Source organism: Burkholderia sp. RF4-BP95 (assembly GCF_001521985.1).
GTDB classification, from domain to species: Bacteria; Pseudomonadota; Gammaproteobacteria; order Burkholderiales; family Burkholderiaceae; genus Burkholderia; species Burkholderia diffusa.
Genome location: NZ_LOSX01000018.1, coordinates 274,308 through 291,380, shown reverse-complemented (window position 1 = coordinate 291,380; position 17,073 = coordinate 274,308). Strand labels below are relative to the sequence as shown.

Sequence of the window (17,073 nt, the reverse complement as noted above, 5' to 3'; positions counted from 1 at the left end):
TGCCATGAGCCAAACTCGCAAGAAGGCCATCATCACGGGGATCACCGGGCAGGACGGCGCCTACCTGACCAAGCTGCTGCTCGACAAGGGCTACGAGGTCACGGGCACTTACCGCCGCACCAGCTCGGTGAACTTCTGGCGCATCGCCGAGCTCGGCGTCGACACGCACCCGAACCTGTCGCTCGTCGAGCACGACCTGACGGATGCCGGCTCCAGCCTGCGGCTGCTCGAACGCACGCAGCCCGACGAGCTGTACAACCTGGCCGCGCAGAGCTTCGTCGGCGTGTCGTTCGATCAGCCGGCCACGACCGCCGAGGTTACCGGCATCGGCCCGCTGAACCTGCTCGAGGCGATCCGCGTGGTGAGCCCGAAGACGCGCTTCTACCAGGCATCGACGTCCGAGATGTTCGGCAAGGTGCAGGCGATTCCGCAGACGGAAACGACCGCGTTCTACCCGCGCAGCCCGTACGGCGTCGCGAAGCTGTACGCGCACTGGATGACCGTGAACTACCGCGAGTCCTACGACCTGTTCGGCTGCAGCGGCATCCTGTTCAACCACGAATCGCCGCTGCGCGGCCGCGAGTTCGTCACGCGCAAGATCACCGACACCGTCGCGAAGATCAAGCTCGGCAAGGCGACCAAACTCGAACTCGGCAACCTCGACGCCAAGCGCGACTGGGGCTTCGCGCTCGAATACGTCGAAGGGATGTGGCGGATGCTGCAGGTCGACGAGCCCGACACCTACGTGCTCGCGACCAACCGCACCGAGACCGTGCGCGACTTCGTGCAGATGGCGTTCGCGGCCGCCGGCTACCAGATCGAATGGACCGGCAAGGGCGAACAGGAACGCGGTCTCGACGCATCGAACGGCAACGTGCTCGTCGAAGTGAATCCGAAGTTCTACCGCCCTGCCGAAGTCGACCTGCTGATCGGCTGCGCGGACAAGGCCAAATCCAAGCTCGGCTGGGCGCCGGAAACGACGCTCGAGCAGCTTTGCCAGATGATGGTGGAAGCGGACCTGACGCGGAATCGTCACCATGACACGTACTGATGCCGGACGCGCGTCGCGCCGTGCGTTCGTCACGGGCCTGACGGGCTTCACCGGCCGCTACATGGCGCAGCGCCTCGAGGCGGCCGGCTACGACGTGTGGGGCACCGTGGCGCCCGGCGCGGCGCGGCCGGACGATCCGGCGTTCGCGAACTGCACGCTGCTGCCGGTCGACCTGCTCGACGCGCACGCGATGCGCGCGGCGGCCGCCGATGCGCGACCCGATGCGGTCGTGCATCTGGCTGCGCGTGCGCACGTCGCGCAGGACGAGCCGTCGCAGACTTACGCGGTCAACATCGTCGGCACGCGCAACCTGCTGGCCGCGCTCGCGGGCCTCGACCGCCGTCCGTCGGCGGTGCTGCTCGCCAGCAGCGCGAACATCTACGGCAATTCGACGGCCGGCGTGCTCGACGAAACCGTCGCACCCGCCCCTGCAAACGACTATGCGGTCAGCAAGCTCGCGATGGAATACGCGGCGAAGCTGTGGGCCGACCGCCTGCCGATCGTGATCGCGCGGCCGTTCAACTACACCGGCGTCGGCCAGGACGAGGCGTATCTGCTGCCGAAACTCGTGTCGCACTATGCGCGCAATGCGCCGCGCATCTCGCTCGGCAATCTCGACGTGAGCCGCGATTTCTCCGACGTGCGCGACGTGACGGCCGCCTATCTGAAGCTGCTCGAAGCCGCGCCGGCCGGCGAGACGTTCAACGTCTGCTCGGAGCGCGCGTATTCGCTGAAGGAAGTGCTGGCGATGCTGTCGCGGATCGCGGGCTACGTGATCGACGTGACGATCGATCCGCGTTTCGTGCGGCACAACGAGGTGAAGCGACTGAGCGGGTCGCGCGACAAGCTGCGGCGCACGGTGGGCGAGCTGCCCGTGACGCCGCTCGACGACACGCTGCGCTGGATGATGGAAGCGATGCGCGACGTGCCGCGGCCCGCGCAGGCCGGGCACGCCGGCTGATTCAGTCGACGCATGCGGCGGCAGGCCAAAAGAAAACGGGCCGCTCGATCCGATCGAGCGGCCCATCTCATGTCGGCCCTGAAACCTGCCGCCGCGCTCAGCCCTCGAGGCCGCGCGCGAGATCGTTGCGCAGGTCGCCCGCGTTTTCCAGACCGACCGCGAGGCGGATCAGCCCTTCGGTGATCCCCGCGGCCGCACGCGCTTCCGGCGTGACGCGAGCATGCGTCGTCGTCGCCGGATGCGTGATCGTCGTGCGCGTGTCGCCGAGGTTGCCGGTGATCGAGATCAGCTTGGTACCGTCGATCACGCGCCATGCATTCGCGCGCTGCTGCTCCGGCGTGTCGCCCTTCAGCTCGAACGACACGATCGCGCCGCCCGCCTTCTGCTGGCGCTTCGCGAGTTCGTGCTGCGGATGCGATTCGAGCCCCGGATAGAACACGCGCGCGACGGCCGGATGCGAATCGAGCCAGCGCGCGATTTCGAGCGCGTTCGCCGACTGCTTCTCGACGCGCAACGACAGCGTCTCCATCCCCTTCAGCAGCACCCACGCGTTGAACGCCGACAGCGTCGGCCCCGCGCTGCGCACGAACGGGAACACCTTGCCCATGATGAATTCCTTCGAGCCGACCAGCGCGCCGCCGAGCACGCGGCCCTGCCCGTCGAGGAACTTCGTCGCCGAATGCATCACGACGTCCGCGCCGAGCTTCAGCGGCTGCTGCAGCACCGGGCTGCAGAAACAGTTGTCGACGACGAACAGCGCGTTCGCGGCCTTCGCGATCTTGCCGATCGCCTCGATGTCGGCGAGTTCGGTCAGCGGGTTCGACGGCGTTTCGAGGAAGAACATCTTCGTCTCGGGCCGCACCGCTTCCTGCCATGCGTCCAGGTCGGTGGGATCGACGAAGGTCGTCGTGATGCCGAACTTGCTGAAGATCTGCGAGAACATCCCGAGCGTCGAGCCGAACAGGCTGCGCGAGCTGACGAGGTGATCGCCCGCCTGCAGCGCGGACATCACGACCGACATGATCGCGGCCATGCCCGACGCCGTCGCGATGCAGGCCTCGCCGCCTTCGAGCGCGGCGAGACGATCCTGGAACATGGTGACGGTCGGGTTCGTGAAGCGGGAATAAGTGAAATAGTCTTCCGAATTCGCGAAGCGCTCGGCCGCCTCGGCCGCGCTCGTGAAGCAGAAGCTCGACGTGAGGAACAGCGCTTCCGAATGCTCGTTGAAGTTGCTGCGCAGCGTGCCCGCGCGCACGGCGAGCGTGTCGAAGTTGAGGGAGTCGTCCATGTTCCGTTTTCCGTATTCGAGGGTCGCGCCGCGGGTCATGCATCGGGCGCGCACCCAGCCACAAAATCAGGCCAAAACAAAAAGCCCGCTATGCGTCGGCATCAGCGGGCTTCGGTGCGGTACGACAGCGATCGACTCGGGCCGGCTGTCGCCGGCCTTCGCTTTAGCTGTTTTGGGAAGTCGCCCCGCGTCCGCAAGCTGAATCAAATCGACGCAAGGCCACATCCTATCACGCTTCGTCGGAAGCGCGCGCCGGCATCACTCGACCGACAGTTGCAGGTTCATCTGCGAACGCGCGGTATCGCCGGCCGTGTCGCGATCGGCCTGCGACGCCGGTGCGAGACGCGCGCGCTCGATCGCATCGAGATACTCGGGCGTCACGGCGCCGGTGATGTAGTTGCCGTCGAAGCACGACGCCTCGAAGCGCTCGAGCTTCGGGTTGATGTCGCGCACCGCGCGGCGCAGGTCGTCGACGTCCTGATAGATCAGGTAGTCGGCGCCGATGATCTTCGCGACTTCATCGTCGGTGCGGCCGTGGGCGACCAGCTCGCCGCGCGTCGGCATGTCGATGCCGTACACGTTCGGGAACTTCACGGGCGGTGCCGCCGACGCGAAGATCACCGACTTCGCGCCCGCATCGCGCGCCATCTGCACGATCTCGTGCGAGGTCGTGCCGCGCACGATCGAATCGTCGACGATCAGCACGTTCTTGTCCTTGAACTCGATGCTCATCGCATTGAGCTTCTGGCGCACCGACTTCTTGCGCACGGCCTGGCCCGGCATGATGAAGGTGCGGCCGACGTAGCGGTTCTTGAAGAAGCCTTCGCGATACTCGACGCCGAGCTTCGCGGCGACCTGCATCGCGGCCGGACGCGACGAATCGGGAATCGGCATCACGACGTCGATCGGCACGTTCGGCAGCTCGCGCTTGATCTTCTCGGCGAGGTAATCGCCCATGCGCAGGCGCACGTTGTAGACGGGCACGCCGTCGAGGCACGAATCCGGACGCGCGAGATACACGTATTCGAACATGCACGGATTCAGCGTCGGGTGCTCCGCGCACTGCTGGCTGTGGAAGTTGCCGGCCTTGTCGATGAAGATCGCTTCGCCCGGCTGCACGTCGCGCACGAATTCGAAGCCGATGCCTTCGACCGCCACCGACTCCGACGCGACCATCCACTCGGTGCCGTGTTCGGTCTCGAGCTTGCCGATGCAGAGCGGGCGGATGCCGAACGGGTCGCGGAACGCGAGCAGGCCGTAGCCGGCGATCAGCGACACGATCGCGTACGAGCCCTGCAGGCGGCGATGCACGCCCGCGACCGCCTTGAACACTGCGGCCGGATCGAGCTCGAGGCCCGTCGTCGACAGCTGCAGCTCGTGCGCGAACACGTTGAGCAGCACTTCGCTGTCGGAATTGGTGTTGATGTGCCGGCGGTCGATCCGGAACATCTCGTCCTTCAGCTGTTCCCAGTTCGTCAGGTTGCCGTTGTGCGCGAGGATGATCCCGAACGGCGCGTTCACGTAGAACGGCTGCGCCTCGGCTTCGCTCGACGCCGAGCCGGCCGTCGGATAACGGACCTGGCCGATGCCGAAGGTGCCGGGCAGGCTGCGCATGTTGCGCGTGCGGAACACGTCGCGCACCATGCCGTTCGCCTTGTACATGTGGAAATTGCTGCCGTCCGCCGTCGCGATGCCCGCTGCGTCCTGACCGCGATGCTGCAGCAGCAGCAGGCTGTCATAGATCAGCTGATTGACCGGGGATTGGGAGATAACACCTACGATGCCGCACATGGCATGTCCTTCAAGATGACAAAATCGGTTCCGTCCTGCCCGGCCGCGTCGTCACACGCGCACATACTGGGCCATGCCGTCGGGCAGGAGCTGCTTCAGCTCGTGCACGCCCTGTTCGGCGAAAGGACGCAATAGCGCATTGCGCCAGAAATCCTGTTTGGGCAATTCGGTCAGCCCGGCCGCCGCGACCAGCAGCACCACCAGCACGCAGCCGCGGACGAGCCCGAACATCATGCCCAGCGAGCGATCGACTCCGCCGAGGCCCGTCGCCTGCGCGATCCGCGACAACAGCGCGTTCGCGACACCCGCGACGAACACCACGCCGATCACGATCAGCGCGAACGCCAGCACCCACTGTGTCAGCGCGCCGCCCGGCCAGTTCGCCGGGATATACGGCACGACCAGTCCGACATAGCGGGCCGCGATCGCAATCGCCGCGATCCAGCCGATCAGCCCGAAAATCTCCGAGACGAAACCGCGCCATGCGCCACGCAGCGCAGACAACGCGATCACCGCCAATACAGCGTAGTCGAAAGCCGTCAGCATCGCACGTTACTGCGTCAGTCCGGCTTCGCGCACCTTCGCGATCGCGGCGGACGCCGCCGCGCGATCCGCGAACGGGCCGGCACGCAGCAGTGTAGCCGTGCTGCCATCCGCCTGCTTGCGACGTTCGACATATGCGGGCACACCCGCCGATTTCAACTTGGTGGCCCACGAACGGGCCGTTGCGTCGTCCTTGAACGAACCGAGCTGCACCGCGAAGCGCGCACCGGCCGGCGACGCCGGCGACGATGCGTCGCCGCTGTCGGCCGCGGCATCGGCATTCGCGACCGTCGCGGGCGCCGGTTTCGGCGCGGCCGGCTTCGGTGCGGGTGCGGCCGTGGCCGGCTTCGCAGCGGGCTTCGGCGGCGTCACACTCGCCGTGGTCGTCGGGGTCGTGGTATCGGGCTTCGCGGCCGGCTTGGCCGCGGGCGCGGGCACGGCCGCCACGGCGACATCGGATGCCGGCGGTTCGTCGTGCGCGACGCCCGCCTGCACGTCGGACGCATCGTCGTCGCGCGGTGCCACCGCCTGATGCGCGGGCCGGTTCGGGATGTCGATCGCGATGTCGTCCGTCACCGGCTTCGGGTGCGAATCGAGCACCATCGGCAGCACGATCACCGCGGCGACGACGAGCGCGATCGCGCCGACGAGACGCCGGCGGGCGCGTTGCTTTTCTGGAAGGGTCGGATCGAGGAGCAGTGCGTCCGATTCCGGACGCTCGGTGCGGCGCGTGCGTCGCTCGACGCGTTCAGTGCGCTCCGTGCGCACGTTCCGGGAGGCCCCGGTACGACCGCCGCGCCGCGGGGGCGCGTCGTCGTCTTTCTTGCCGAACGAGAAAATTCCCATGAATGGCTGAGTCCGAAACTGCCCGTCAGTCAGTGTTGCTGCGATTTCCGGTAGGCCATCACACCTGCCACCGTATGGAAACTGCCGAAAACCACGATTCTATCATTCTCGGATGCTCTTTTTAGTGCATCGCGAAACGCTTCGGCGGGCGACGCGAACCGCGTCACGCTCGAATCGGCCCCCTCCTCCACGCCGGCCTTGCGCAGCGCGGCTTCGAGCTGCTCCGCGCTCGCCGCGCGCGGCAGCGGCAGGTCGGTCACGCACCAGTGGTCGATCTCGCCCTTCAGATGCTGCAACACGCCGTCGATGTCCTTGTCGTGCATCGCGCCGAACACCGCGTACGTGTACGGGAAGAAGCCCATGTTGCCGAGATTCTGCTCGAGCACGGCCGCCGCATGCGGATTGTGCGCGACGTCCAGCACGATCGCCGGCTTGCCGGGCAGCACCTGGAAGCGCCCCGGCAGTTCGACGTTGGCGAGCCCGAGCCGGATGTCCTGCGCGGACACCGGCAGCACCGGGCGCAGCGCCTCGAGCGCGGCCAGCGCGGCCGATGCATTGATCAGCTGATTCGCACCGCGCAGCGCCGGATACGCGAGCGCCGGATAGCGTTTCTCGCGGCCGAGGTAGCTCCATTGCTGGCGCTCGGCGCCCGGCTGCGCTTCGTAGCGGAAATCGCGGCCGACCAGCCACAGGTCGGCGCCGATCGCTTCGGCATGCTCGACCAGCGTGTTCGGCACTGCGGGATCGCCGCAGATCGCCGGCTTGCCCGCGCGGAAGATCCCCGCTTTCTCGAATGCGATCTTCTCGCGCGTGTCGCCGAGGTATTCGGTGTGGTCGATGTCGATGCTCGTGACGATCGCGCAATCGGTATCGATGATGTTGACCGCATCGAGCCGGCCGCCGAGGCCGACTTCGAGGATCACCGCGTCGAGCCCGCGCGACGCGAACAGGTGCAGGATCGCGAGCGTCGTGAATTCGAAGTACGTGAGCGACACCGGCTCGGGCAGCGACGTGCGCGCCGCCTCGACGGCTTCGAAGTGCGGCAGCAGCTCGCCGTCGCTCACCTGCTGGCCATTCACGCGCGCGCGCTCGCCGAATTCGAGCAGGTGCGGCGACGTGTGGCAACCGACCTTGTAGCCCGCATGAACGAGGATCGCCTCGAGGAACGCGCAGGTCGAACCCTTGCCGTTCGTGCCGCCGACCGTGATCACGGGGCACGCGAATTCGAGCTGCAACGCCGCCTTGACCTGCCCGATGCGGGTGAGGCCCATGTCGATGCCGACCGGGTGCGCGCGTTCGAGATGCGAAAGCCACGCGTCGAGAGTGGGAAAAGTGCTCATCGGATCAAATCTGAATCGGTACCGCCACTACGCCAAAAAACGAAACGCGCCGCCCGGCGGTTCAGCCGGGCGACGCGCGCAGTTCACAACGCCGCGCCAATCAGGCCAGCGCGTCGGCCGGCTGTCGCTGCAGCAGCGCGAGCAATTGCGCGATCTCGTCGCGCATCTTGCGGCGGTCGACGATCATGTCGATCGCGCCGGTCTTCAGCAGGAATTCCGCGCGCTGGAAGCCTTCCGGCAGTTTCTCGCGAACCGTCTGCTCGATCACGCGCGGGCCGGCGAAGCCGATCAGCGCCTTCGGCTCGGCGATCACGACGTCGCCGAGGAACGCGAAGCTCGCCGACACACCGCCCATCGTCGGGTCGGTCAGCACCGAGATGAACGGCAGCTTGGCTTCGGCCAGCTTGGTCAGCATCGCGGTGGTCTTGGCCATCTGCATCAGCGACAGCAGGCTTTCCTGCATCCGCGCGCCGCCCGACGCCGTGAAGCAGATGAACGGCACCTGCTGCTCCAGCGCATTCTGCGCGCCGCGCGCGAAACGCTCGCCGACGACCGAGCCCATCGAGCCGCCCATGAACGAGAATTCGAAGCAGGCCGCGACGACGGGCAGCGTGTGGATCGCGCCGCCCATCACGACCATCGCGTCGGTCTCGCCCGTTTCGTCCATCGCTTCCTTCAGACGATCGGGATACTTGCGGCTGTCCTTGAACTTCAGCGAGTCGACCGGCACGATTTCCTGGCCGATTTCATAGCGGCCTTCCGGATCGAGCAGCCCGTCGAGACGCTCGCGCGCACCGATGCGCATGTGGTGATCGCACTTCGGGCACACGTGCAGGTTCGCGTCCACGTCGTTGCGGTACAGCACGGCCTCGCAGGACGGGCACTTGACCCACAGGCCTTCCGGAATGCCCTTGCGGCTTTTCGGGTCGGTCTGCTTGATCTTCGGCGGCAACAGTTTGTCGAGCCAGCTCATCGTATGGTTTCCTGTTCCGTGGCGGGGCGGGCCGACCGGCCCGTTCCCGCTTCCTGTGTTGTGTTTATCGCGCCGTCTTGCCGGCGCCGTCCAGGGCGGCGCGCAGCTCGGCGATGAAAGTCTTCAGCGCGGCGGCGGCGCCTTCCGGCGCGGCGCTCTCGAGCAGCTGCACCAGGCGGCTGCCGATCACGACGGCGTCCGACACTTCGGCCACCGCGCGCGCCGTTTCGGCGTCGCGGATGCCGAAGCCGACACCCACCGGAACCGGCACGCGCGACTTGATGGCCGGGATTTTACCCGCAATGCTCGAAACATCCAGATTTCCGGCGCCGGTCACGCCCTTGAGCGACACGTAGTACACGTAGCCGCTCGCGATCTTGCCCACGTCGGCGATGCGTTCGTCGGTCGACGTCGGCGCGAGCAGGAAGATCGGATCGATCTGCACGGCACGCATTTTCTCGGCGAACACGCCCGCTTCCTCGGGCGGATAGTCGACGACGAGCACGCCGTCGACGCCGGCCGCCTGCGCTTCCGTCGCGAACGTGTCGACACCCATACGCTCGATCGGGTTCGCATAACCCATCAGCACGACGGGGGTTTTCCGGTCGGTCTCGCGGAAGCGCTTCACGTCGGCGAGCACGCTCTTCAGCGTGACGCCGCGCGCGAGCGCGCGCTCCGACGAGCGCTGGATCACCGGGCCGTCGGCCATCGGGTCCGAGAACGGCACGCCGAGCTCGATGACGTCGGCGCCGCCTTCGGCGAGCGCGTGCATGAATTCGACGGTCTTCGCGGGGTCGGGATCGCCGGCCGTGATGAACGGGATCAGGCCCTTGCGGCCTTGTTCGGCGAGTGCGGCGAAGGTCTGCTGGATACGGGAGGACATGGCAATTTTCCTTGATGCGATCGGCACTGCGGCGGCGCGACTCACGCGCACGCCGGCGTGGCGAGCGCGTTCACGCGCTCGTGCGCGATCGCGCAATAACTTTCGTTGATCTCGTAGCCGACGAAGTCGCGCCCCTGCCGTGCGCAGGCCACCGCGGTCGTGCCGCTGCCCATGAACGGATCGAGCACGCGGCCGCCCGGCGGGCAGCTTGCGAGCACCATCCGCTCGATGATTTCCAGCGGCTTCTGGGTCGGATGATCGACGCGCTCCGCGTGCTGCCGGTGCAGGCGCGAGACCGACCAGACGTCCTTCGGGTTGTAGCCCATCTCCAGCCACTTGCTGCCTTCGAACAGCTTGCGCGAGCGGGCCTTCTTCGTGTCGGCGTCGTACGGGATGCGGACCGGATCGAGATCGAAGTAATACGCCTTGGAAACCGCGAAAAAGCCGATGTTGTCGTGCACCGACGTGAAACGGCGCGTCGTGCCGCCCATGCTCGGCACGCGCCGGTCCCAGATGATCTCGTTGACCATCGTGAGCTTCGTCTTCAGGAAGCTGAAGATTTCCGGCGCGTACTGCCACGTGCAGAAGATGTACATCGACCCGCTCGGCTTGAGCTTCGGGATCGCGAGTTCGAGCCACTCGCGCGTCCACGCGAGAAAGTCGTCGCCCGAGCGCTTGTCCGAGTCGTTGCCGTAGTCCTTGCCGAGCCCGTACGGCGGATCGGCGACGATCAGGTCGATCGACGCATCCGGCAGGCGCGCGGCTTCGGACATGAAATCGCGGTTGTGCAGCTCGATCCCGGACGGCAGCGCGCACGGCACGGCGACTGCGGACTGCACCGCCTCCGCTTCGCTCGCGGCGCCGCCGCCCGGTTGTTCGATCAGGTCACGCATCGGTCGGGGTCAGAGCGCGATGCCCGATCGCTCGGCGACCGTGTGCATGTCCTTGTCGCCGCGGCCCGACAGGTTGACGAGCAGGATCTTGTCCTTCGGCAACGTCGGCGCGAGCTTCACGCCATACGCGATCGCGTGGCTCGACTCGAGCGCGGGAATGATCCCCTCGATCCGGCAGCAGTCGTGGAACGCCTTCAGCGCCTCTTCGTCGGTGATCGGCACGTACTGCGCGCGGCCGCTGTCCTTCAGCCATGCGTGCTCGGGACCGACGCCCGGATAGTCGAGCCCGGCCGACACCGAATGCGTCTCGATGATCTGGCCGTTGTCGTCCTGCAGCAGGTACGTGCGGTTGCCGTGCAGCACGCCGGGGCTGCCGGCGATCAGCGACGCCGCGTGACGGCCGGTGTCGAGGCCGTCGCCGGCCGCTTCGACGCCGATCAGCTGCACCGACGTGTCGTCGATGTACGGATAGAAGATGCCCATCGCGTTCGAGCCGCCGCCGACGCACGCAATCACCGCGTCCGGCTGCCGGCCGGCGAGTTCCGGCATCTGCACCTTGCACTCGTCGCCGATCACGCGCTGGAAGTCGCGCACCATCGCCGGATACGGGTGCGGGCCCGCGACCGTGCCGATGATGTAGAACGTGCTTTCGATGTTCGTGACCCAGTCGCGCATCGCTTCGTTCAGCGCGTCCTTCAACGTGCGCGAACCCGATTCGACCGGCACGACCGTCGCGCCGAGCAGCTTCATCCGGTAGACGTTCGCGGCCTGGCGGCGCACGTCCTCGGCGCCCATGTAGACGATGCACTCCATCCCGAAGCGCGCGCAGATCGTCGCGGTCGCGACGCCGTGCTGGCCGGCGCCGGTTTCGGCGATCACGCGCTTCTTGCCCATCCGCTTCGCGAGCAGCGCCTGGCCGATGACGTTGTTGATCTTGTGCGCGCCGGTGTGGTTCAGGTCCTCGCGCTTCAGGTAGATCTGCGCGCCGCCGAGCATCTCGCTCCAGCGCTGCGCGTGATAGATCGGCGACGGACGACCGACGAAATACTTCAGTTCGCGCTCGTATTCGGCGACGAAATCGGGGTCATTGCGGAATTTTTCGTACGCCGTGCGCAGTTCGTCCAGCGCGTGAATCAGCGTTTCAGCGACGAACACGCCGCCATACGGGCCGAAGTGGCCGTGATCATCAGGAAGGTTGTACATGGTGTCACTCTCGATCGGTCGGCGCGCCCCGCTGTCGGGGCCGCACCGGCTTGCATCACCCGGCGTCCGCTTCGCGCACCGCGCGTACGAACGCCGCCATCCGGGCGTGATCCTTCACGCCCTTCGCGCCGTCCACTTCGATGCCGCTCGAGACATCGACAGCAAACGGGCGCAACTGGCGGATCGCATCACCGACGTTTTGCGCGTTCAAGCCACCACTCAAAACGGCCCGATGCGCGAGCTCTGCGGGAATAAGTGACCAATCGAAGACCTTGCCGCTACCGCCGTAATCCGGCACCAGGGTGTCGAACAGGAGGCCGCGCGCTTTCGAATAATGAAGAGCCGATTCTACCAAATCGGCCGGCTGCGTCGAGGGGCCGACGCGCACCGCGCGCAACCACGGCAGACGTGCCGCGCGGCCGAGGGCGTCGCACTGCTCGGGCGTCTCGTCGCCGTGGAATTGCAGCACCGTGAGCGGCACGTCGCGCACGACCGCCTCGATCTCGGCTTCGGTCGCGTTCACGAACAGCCCGACCACCGACACGAACGGCGGTGCGAGGCGTGCAAGCTCGGCCGCCTGCGCGATCGACACCGCGCGCGGGCTCTTCGGATAGAACACGAGGCCGATCGCGTCGGCGCCGAGCGCGGCGGCGTGCAGCACGTCCTCGGGGCGCGACAGGCCGCACAGCTTGATGCGCGTGCGCGGCGCGAGGCCGGCCGCGGCGGGAGTCGGAGAAGACACGGCGTGATCCGTCATGGTTGTGGGTCCAGGTCGGCCCAGACGCTGCTCCACGGCACGCTGCCGAGCTGCGCGGGCGGGACGGCGAATTCCGCCGGGTAGCCGACATGGGCGAGGTACAGCCCGTCGGCCATGAACGTGGGCGCGGCGAGATTGCGGTCGCGCCCGGCCAGCACGTCGGCGAGCCAGTCCGCCGGATAGCGGCCGCGTCCGACCGCGACGAGGCAGCCCATCAGGTTGCGCACCATGTGGTGAAGGAACGCGTTCGCGCGGAAGCGGAAATGAATGAAGTGGCCCGCACGCCGCACGTCGATCTGGTACAGGTGTTTGACCGGCGTCTTCGACTGGCATTCCGACGACCGGAACGACGAGAAGTCGTGCTCGCCAATCAGGTGCGCGGCGGCGACGCGCATTGCGTCGTCGTCGAGCGGCGTGTGGATCCAGCCGGCCCGGCCGGCCAGCATCGGCGAGCGCACGGGGTGCACGTACAGCGCGTAGTAGTAGGTGCGTTCGAACGCCGAGAAACGCGCATGGAACGTGTCCGGCATCGGCTTCGCCCACTGCACGGAAACGGTCGGCGGCAGGAACGCGTTGGTGCCGCGCACCCACGAGAAATCCGCGCGGTCGAGGTCCGTGTCGAAGTGCACGACCTGCCCGAGCCCGTGCACGCCCGTGTCGGTCCGTCCCGCGACCGTCGTGTGCAGCGGCACGCACGCGAATTCGCCGAGCGCGCGCTCGAGCGCGTCCTGCACGGTCTTGCCGTGCGGCTGCGCCTGCCAGCCGCAGAACGCGGCGCCGTCGTACTGAATCCCCAGCGCGATCCGCATCACGCCTCTTCCGCGAGTTTCGCGAGCAGCGCGCGCGCATCGTCGCGCGTCGCGGCGTCGTTCGCGTCGACGACTTCCTGCAGCAGCGTGCGCGCGCCGGACAGGTCGCCCAGCTCGACATACTCGGACGCGAGATCCAGCTTGTTGCGTGCGATGCGCGCGAGCTCTTCCGGTGTCAGCGCGGGCAGCACGGCGCCCGGCGCGGACGGCAGGTCGAGATCGAAATCCAGCTTCAACGCGCCGAACTGCGCGCCGCCGAGCGGCGGCAGCGACGACGGCGCGGACGCGCCACCCGCGGGCGGCGCGGGCGTTGACGCATCCGGATCCCAGTCGAACTCGTCGTCCTGGTCGGCCGGGTGCTCCGGCAACGGATCGTTCGCACCAACGGGCGGGTGTGACGCGGACTGACCGTTAGTTGCGACTTGCTCGCTTTCGGCTTGCCCCTCCCGAGCGGCCGGCTCTTCCGCCGTACGCGGCGGCAGCGGCATGTCGAGGCTGTTCAGCGCGCTGATCGCGTTCTGCATCAGCGCCGCGTGCTGATCGTCGTTCGTCGCCGGCGCGGCGGGCTTCGCGTCGTGTGGTGCCGGCTCTGCGGCGGGCGTCAACGCGGCGGGCGCGGCCGGCGCTTCCTTTTGATCGTCTTGCGACGGCGTTGCCGCTTCCGGTGACGAAGGCACGTCGAGATCGCGCGTTTCAGCCACCTCCGCCGCTACCGCAGCGGCCGAAACGAGATTCACGTCGGCGGCTGCGTCGCGTGCGACCGGTGTCTCGGGAAGAATCGGCGGCACGGGTTCGACTGGCGACGATGATGCGCCGGCATCCGAAGCAGCCGCCCCGCCGGATTCCGCGGCGACCGCCTCGGCGCGCCGCGCTTTCCGGCGCTTGCGCCATGCGAAGCCGGCTGCGAGAACGACCACCGCCGCGCCAGCCGCCGCGGCCGGGCGCCAGTCGATCTGTTCGGAATCGCGCGCGAGCGGCGTCGCCGTCACGGGCGCGGCCGGCTGCACGGGCGCCGATGCCGGCTGCGCCGCACTGGCGGCCTCGCCGGACGCCGCCTCGCTCGCGGCGGGCGACGACGCGGCAGCAGATGCGCCGTCATTCGCGGCGGGACGCGGGGCAGCAGGCGCCGGCGCGGGTGCAACGTTGTTCGTCGCGGCCGGCTTGCCGATTCCGTGTTTCTGCAGCTCCATCAGCACGCGATTCTTCAGCGCGAGCAGTTGCTGCAGGCTCGACGGCCGCGGCTGCGACGCGCCCGCGACGGGTGCCGCCGCGGATGGTTCGTGCATGCCTTGAGCCTGGCCGCCTTGCGCGGGCTGGATGGCGGCTTCGCTCGCGGACGACGGAGTCGCGGACTGAATCGCGCCGCTCCACACATGCGGCCCGCTTGCACCGGCCGCAGGCGCGGCCGGCTGAACGGGCTCGACCGTCGATGCGCCATGCGTGGCGGACGCGCCGGTCGAAGCCGATGCCCCTGCCGCGACTGCCGCCGCCGCGACACTTGCGCCGCTGACGGGTACCGCATGTGCAGCCGGCGCCGTTTGCACGGCCGACCCCGGATGCGGCGCGGACGCGCCATGCTGCGTCGCCACAGCCGCAGTCGCGGCCGCACCCGACGCGGCGGCCACCGCGGACGCGGCCGATGCACCTGACGCACCTGACGCACCGGCCGCCGCGAGCGCCGCGCCCGTCGCGTCGAGCGCCGGCACCGTCAGCGTCGCGCCGACTTTCAGGCGGCTCGGATCGCGCTTCATGAATGCCTGCGGGTTGGCGTCGAAAAGCGCGCGTCCGGCGCGCGCGAGCACGCCTGGATCGTGCGACTGCGTGGCCGCCTTCGCGAGATCGTTCAGCGACTGGCCCGGCTGGACCGTCACGGTGAGCGGCGCGGGGCCGCCTGCGGCGGAAGCCGGCAGTTCGACGGTGCCGGCCGCCCAGGCCGACGCGGCCGCGCCGAGCGCCAGGATCGCCAGCGCGCCGCGCACGGCGCGCGACAGACGGGACTGACGCGGAAACAAGGAAATTCGGGACATCGTAGGCTCTATCGCCGCGCGCGGGCGCGGCTCGGATTCGCGTAGGGAAGCGTCAATAAAGTCGCCGCAGAAATGCAAAAGCGTCGCGCAGAACGCGACGCTTTCGGCGACTCTGCGCGTCGTAACCGCATAGTTTACTTCACGCGATCAGGTTCCGGCCGAATTCGTCGCCGGCGGATGCGGCCGCCCATGCCGATGCATCGGCGCAACCGCTATTCGCACCGCGCCGCCGGCGCGCGGATCGCGCGCCGGCCATGCCGATCCTCACCATCAATCGTGCACGGCAGTTTTATCAAAAAGAGGGCATCAATCGATGACGATTGTTGCGGCCGCATCGCTCCGGGAATGAATTCATGCCCGTATCGTTCGCGTCGCGCCCCTCTCGCAAGCATCTCGGGTTTTCGCCCGCATGCCGCCGCGCCAACCAATAAAAAACGCCTGCCGCCCCGCGAAGGGCAGGCAGGCGTTTCGCGTCGCGCGCCGACGGGGCGCGCAGCGCGGCCCGATCCTTACTTGTCGAGCAGGATGCGCAGCATGCGGCGCAGCGGCTCGGCCGCGCCCCACAGCAGCTGATCGCCGACCGTGAACGCCGACAGGTATTCGCCGCCCATCGCAAGCTTGCGCAGGCGACCGACCGGCACCGTCAGCGTGCCGGTGATCTTCGCCGGCGACAGGTCGCGCATCGACGCTTCGCGCTCGTTCGGCACGACCTTCACCCAGTCGTTCGCCGACGCGAGGATGCCGTTGATTTCGTCCAGCGGGACGTCCTTCTTCAGCTTGATCGTGAGCGCCTGCGAATGGCAGCGCATCGCGCCGATCCGCACGCACAGACCGTCGACCGGGATCGAACCCGGCTCGCCCATGGCCGGCTTGCCGAGGATCTTGTTGGTTTCCGCGCCGCCCTTCCACTCTTCCTTCGACATCCCGTTGCCGAGATCCTTGTCGATCCACGGAATCAGCGAACCCGCGAGCGGCACGCCGAACTGGCTCGTCGGCATTGCATCGCTGTTCATCGTCGCGAGCACGCGGCGGTCGATGTCGAGAATCGCGGAAGCCGGATCGGCGAGCTGTTCCTGCACCGAACCGTGCAGCGCGCCCATCTGCGACAGCAGTTCACGCATGTTCTGCGCGCCCGCGCCCGATGCGGCCTGGTAGGTCATCGCCGTCATCCAGTCGACGAGGTTCTCGCGGAACAGGCCGCCGAGCGCCATCAGCATCAGGCTGACCGTGCAGTTGCCGCCGACGAAGTTCTTCGTGCCCTTGACGAGCGCGTCCTTGATCACGTCGAGGTTGACCGGATCGAGGATGATGACCGCGTCGTCCTGCATCCGCAGCGACGAGGCCGCGTCGATCCAGTAGCCGTTCCAGCCGGCCGCGCGCAGCTTCGGAAACACGTCGTTCGTGTAGTCGCCGCCCTGGCACGTGATGATCACGTCGCACTTCTTCAGCTCGTCGACGTTGGTCGCGTCCTTGAGCGTAGTCTCGTTTTTCGCGAACGACGGCGCCTTGCCGCCCGTGTTGCTGGTGCTGAAAAACACCGGTTCGATCAGGTCGAAATCACCTTCTTCCTGCATGCGTTGCATCAGCACGCTGCCGACCATGCCGCGCCAACCTACGAGACCTACGTTCATGACTAACCCTTTGAATGGAGCTTCCCCGCCATTTCCGCCCCCGGCGTGACCGCGCGGGGAAACAGGCGGGCACGACG

15 protein-coding genes are annotated in these 17,073 nt (G+C 67.6%); 2 read left to right on the top strand and 13 right to left on the bottom strand.

Annotated features, from left to right (window positions below; genetic code table 11):
* The first annotated feature begins 4 nt into the window (after window positions 1-4).
* Window positions 5-1,051 carry a GDP-mannose 4,6-dehydratase gene (gmd, locus tag WS46_RS06040; RefSeq protein WP_059524769.1) on the top strand — a complete coding sequence of 349 codons (1,047 nt, stop codon included), beginning with the start codon at window positions 5-7 and terminating at the stop codon, window positions 1,049-1,051.
* Window positions 1,038-2,012 (top strand): NAD-dependent epimerase/dehydratase family protein, encoded by a 975-nt coding sequence (locus WS46_RS06035; RefSeq protein ID WP_059689705.1) that lies wholly within the window; start codon window positions 1,038-1,040, stop codon window positions 2,010-2,012. The genes gmd and WS46_RS06035 overlap by 14 nt, the downstream gene beginning before the upstream one ends.
* A 97-nt stretch (window positions 2,013-2,109) precedes the next feature.
* On the opposite strand, the gene WS46_RS06030 is transcribed toward WS46_RS06035, so the two are convergent.
* From WS46_RS06030 to asd, 13 genes are all read right to left on the bottom strand, one after another.
* On the bottom strand, window positions 2,110-3,300 hold the full coding sequence (locus tag WS46_RS06030; RefSeq protein WP_059690190.1) for an O-succinylhomoserine sulfhydrylase: 1,191 nt from the start codon (window positions 3,298-3,300) through the stop codon (window positions 2,110-2,112).
* A 258-nt stretch (window positions 3,301-3,558) separates the two neighbouring features.
* Entirely contained in the window at window positions 3,559-5,091 is a 1,533-nt protein-coding gene (gene purF, locus WS46_RS06025; RefSeq protein WP_059524765.1) for an amidophosphoribosyltransferase, read from the bottom strand.
* 51 nt (window positions 5,092-5,142) lie between these two features.
* Complete coding sequence (locus WS46_RS06020; RefSeq protein WP_059524763.1) at window positions 5,143-5,637, bottom strand: CvpA family protein; 495 nt, start codon at window positions 5,635-5,637, stop codon at window positions 5,143-5,145.
* A gap of 6 nt (window positions 5,638-5,643) precedes the next feature.
* The gene (locus WS46_RS06015; RefSeq protein WP_059689703.1) at window positions 5,644-6,480 is read right to left on the bottom strand and encodes an SPOR domain-containing protein; all 837 of its coding nucleotides are present in this window, start codon (window positions 6,478-6,480) and stop codon (window positions 5,644-5,646) included.
* A gap of 29 nt (window positions 6,481-6,509) precedes the next feature.
* Window positions 6,510-7,820 carry a bifunctional tetrahydrofolate synthase/dihydrofolate synthase gene (gene folC, locus WS46_RS06010; protein WP_059689702.1) on the bottom strand — a complete coding sequence of 437 codons (1,311 nt, stop codon included), beginning with the start codon at window positions 7,818-7,820 and terminating at the stop codon, window positions 6,510-6,512.
* A gap of 100 nt (window positions 7,821-7,920) precedes the next feature.
* Window positions 7,921-8,793: an acetyl-CoA carboxylase, carboxyltransferase subunit beta gene (accD, locus tag WS46_RS06005; RefSeq protein WP_044843820.1), complete on the bottom strand. Its 873-nt coding sequence runs from the start codon at window positions 8,791-8,793 to the stop codon at window positions 7,921-7,923.
* 64 nt (window positions 8,794-8,857) lie between these two features.
* Window positions 8,858-9,676 (bottom strand): tryptophan synthase subunit alpha, encoded by an 819-nt coding sequence (gene trpA / locus WS46_RS06000; protein ID WP_059524757.1) that lies wholly within the window; start codon window positions 9,674-9,676, stop codon window positions 8,858-8,860.
* A gap of 41 nt (window positions 9,677-9,717) precedes the next feature.
* On the bottom strand, window positions 9,718-10,569 hold the full coding sequence (locus WS46_RS05995; RefSeq protein ID WP_059524755.1) for a site-specific DNA-methyltransferase: 852 nt from the start codon (window positions 10,567-10,569) through the stop codon (window positions 9,718-9,720).
* A gap of 9 nt (window positions 10,570-10,578) precedes the next feature.
* Window positions 10,579-11,772 carry a tryptophan synthase subunit beta gene (gene trpB, locus WS46_RS05990; protein WP_059524753.1) on the bottom strand — a complete coding sequence of 398 codons (1,194 nt, stop codon included), beginning with the start codon at window positions 11,770-11,772 and terminating at the stop codon, window positions 10,579-10,581.
* Between the two features lie 55 nt (window positions 11,773-11,827).
* Entirely contained in the window at window positions 11,828-12,529 is a 702-nt protein-coding gene (locus WS46_RS05985) for a phosphoribosylanthranilate isomerase (protein WP_059689700.1), read from the bottom strand.
* Complete coding sequence (truA, locus tag WS46_RS05980; RefSeq protein ID WP_059466417.1) at window positions 12,526-13,338, bottom strand: tRNA pseudouridine(38-40) synthase TruA; 813 nt, start codon at window positions 13,336-13,338, stop codon at window positions 12,526-12,528. Before truA ends, WS46_RS05985 begins: the two co-directional genes overlap by 4 nt.
* A complete protein-coding gene (locus WS46_RS05975) occupies window positions 13,338-15,365 on the bottom strand; it encodes a FimV/HubP family polar landmark protein (RefSeq protein ID WP_059689697.1) in 2,028 nt (675 codons plus the stop codon). Before WS46_RS05975 ends, truA begins: the two co-directional genes overlap by 1 nt.
* Window positions 15,366-15,874: 509 nt before the next feature.
* Window positions 15,875-16,996 (bottom strand): aspartate-semialdehyde dehydrogenase, encoded by a 1,122-nt coding sequence (asd, locus tag WS46_RS05970; protein ID WP_059466419.1) that lies wholly within the window; start codon window positions 16,994-16,996, stop codon window positions 15,875-15,877.
* Window positions 16,997-17,073 lie beyond the last annotated feature (77 nt).

What these genes read in the sequence shown, in the direction of transcription:
- WS46_RS06035 (WP_059689705.1), top strand. Translation starts at nt 1,038, where the DNA reads ATGACACGTACTGATGCCGGACGCGCGTCGCGCCGTGCGTTCGTCACG.
- trpA (WP_059524757.1), bottom strand. Translation starts at nt 9,676, where the DNA reads ATGTCCTCCCGTATCCAGCAGACCTTCGCCGCACTCGCCGAACAAGGC.
- purF (WP_059524765.1), bottom strand. Translation starts at nt 5,091, where the DNA reads ATGTGCGGCATCGTAGGTGTTATCTCCCAATCCCCGGTCAATCAGCTG.
- gmd (WP_059524769.1), top strand. Translation starts at nt 5, where the DNA reads ATGAGCCAAACTCGCAAGAAGGCCATCATCACGGGGATCACCGGGCAG.
- WS46_RS06015 (WP_059689703.1), bottom strand. Translation starts at nt 6,480, where the DNA reads ATGGGAATTTTCTCGTTCGGCAAGAAAGACGACGACGCGCCCCCGCGG.
- truA (WP_059466417.1), bottom strand. Translation starts at nt 13,338, where the DNA reads ATGCGGATCGCGCTGGGGATTCAGTACGACGGCGCCGCGTTCTGCGGC.
- WS46_RS05985 (WP_059689700.1), bottom strand. Translation starts at nt 12,529, where the DNA reads ATGACGGATCACGCCGTGTCTTCTCCGACTCCCGCCGCGGCCGGCCTC.
- accD (WP_044843820.1), bottom strand. Translation starts at nt 8,793, where the DNA reads ATGAGCTGGCTCGACAAACTGTTGCCGCCGAAGATCAAGCAGACCGAC.
- folC (WP_059689702.1), bottom strand. Translation starts at nt 7,820, where the DNA reads ATGAGCACTTTTCCCACTCTCGACGCGTGGCTTTCGCATCTCGAACGC.
- WS46_RS05975 (WP_059689697.1), bottom strand. Translation starts at nt 15,365, where the DNA reads ATGTCCCGAATTTCCTTGTTTCCGCGTCAGTCCCGTCTGTCGCGCGCC.
- WS46_RS06030 (WP_059690190.1), bottom strand. Translation starts at nt 3,300, where the DNA reads ATGGACGACTCCCTCAACTTCGACACGCTCGCCGTGCGCGCGGGCACG.
- asd (WP_059466419.1), bottom strand. Translation starts at nt 16,996, where the DNA reads ATGAACGTAGGTCTCGTAGGTTGGCGCGGCATGGTCGGCAGCGTGCTG.
- WS46_RS06020 (WP_059524763.1), bottom strand. Translation starts at nt 5,637, where the DNA reads ATGCTGACGGCTTTCGACTACGCTGTATTGGCGGTGATCGCGTTGTCT.
- trpB (WP_059524753.1), bottom strand. Translation starts at nt 11,772, where the DNA reads ATGTACAACCTTCCTGATGATCACGGCCACTTCGGCCCGTATGGCGGC.
- WS46_RS05995 (WP_059524755.1), bottom strand. Translation starts at nt 10,569, where the DNA reads ATGCGTGACCTGATCGAACAACCGGGCGGCGGCGCCGCGAGCGAAGCG.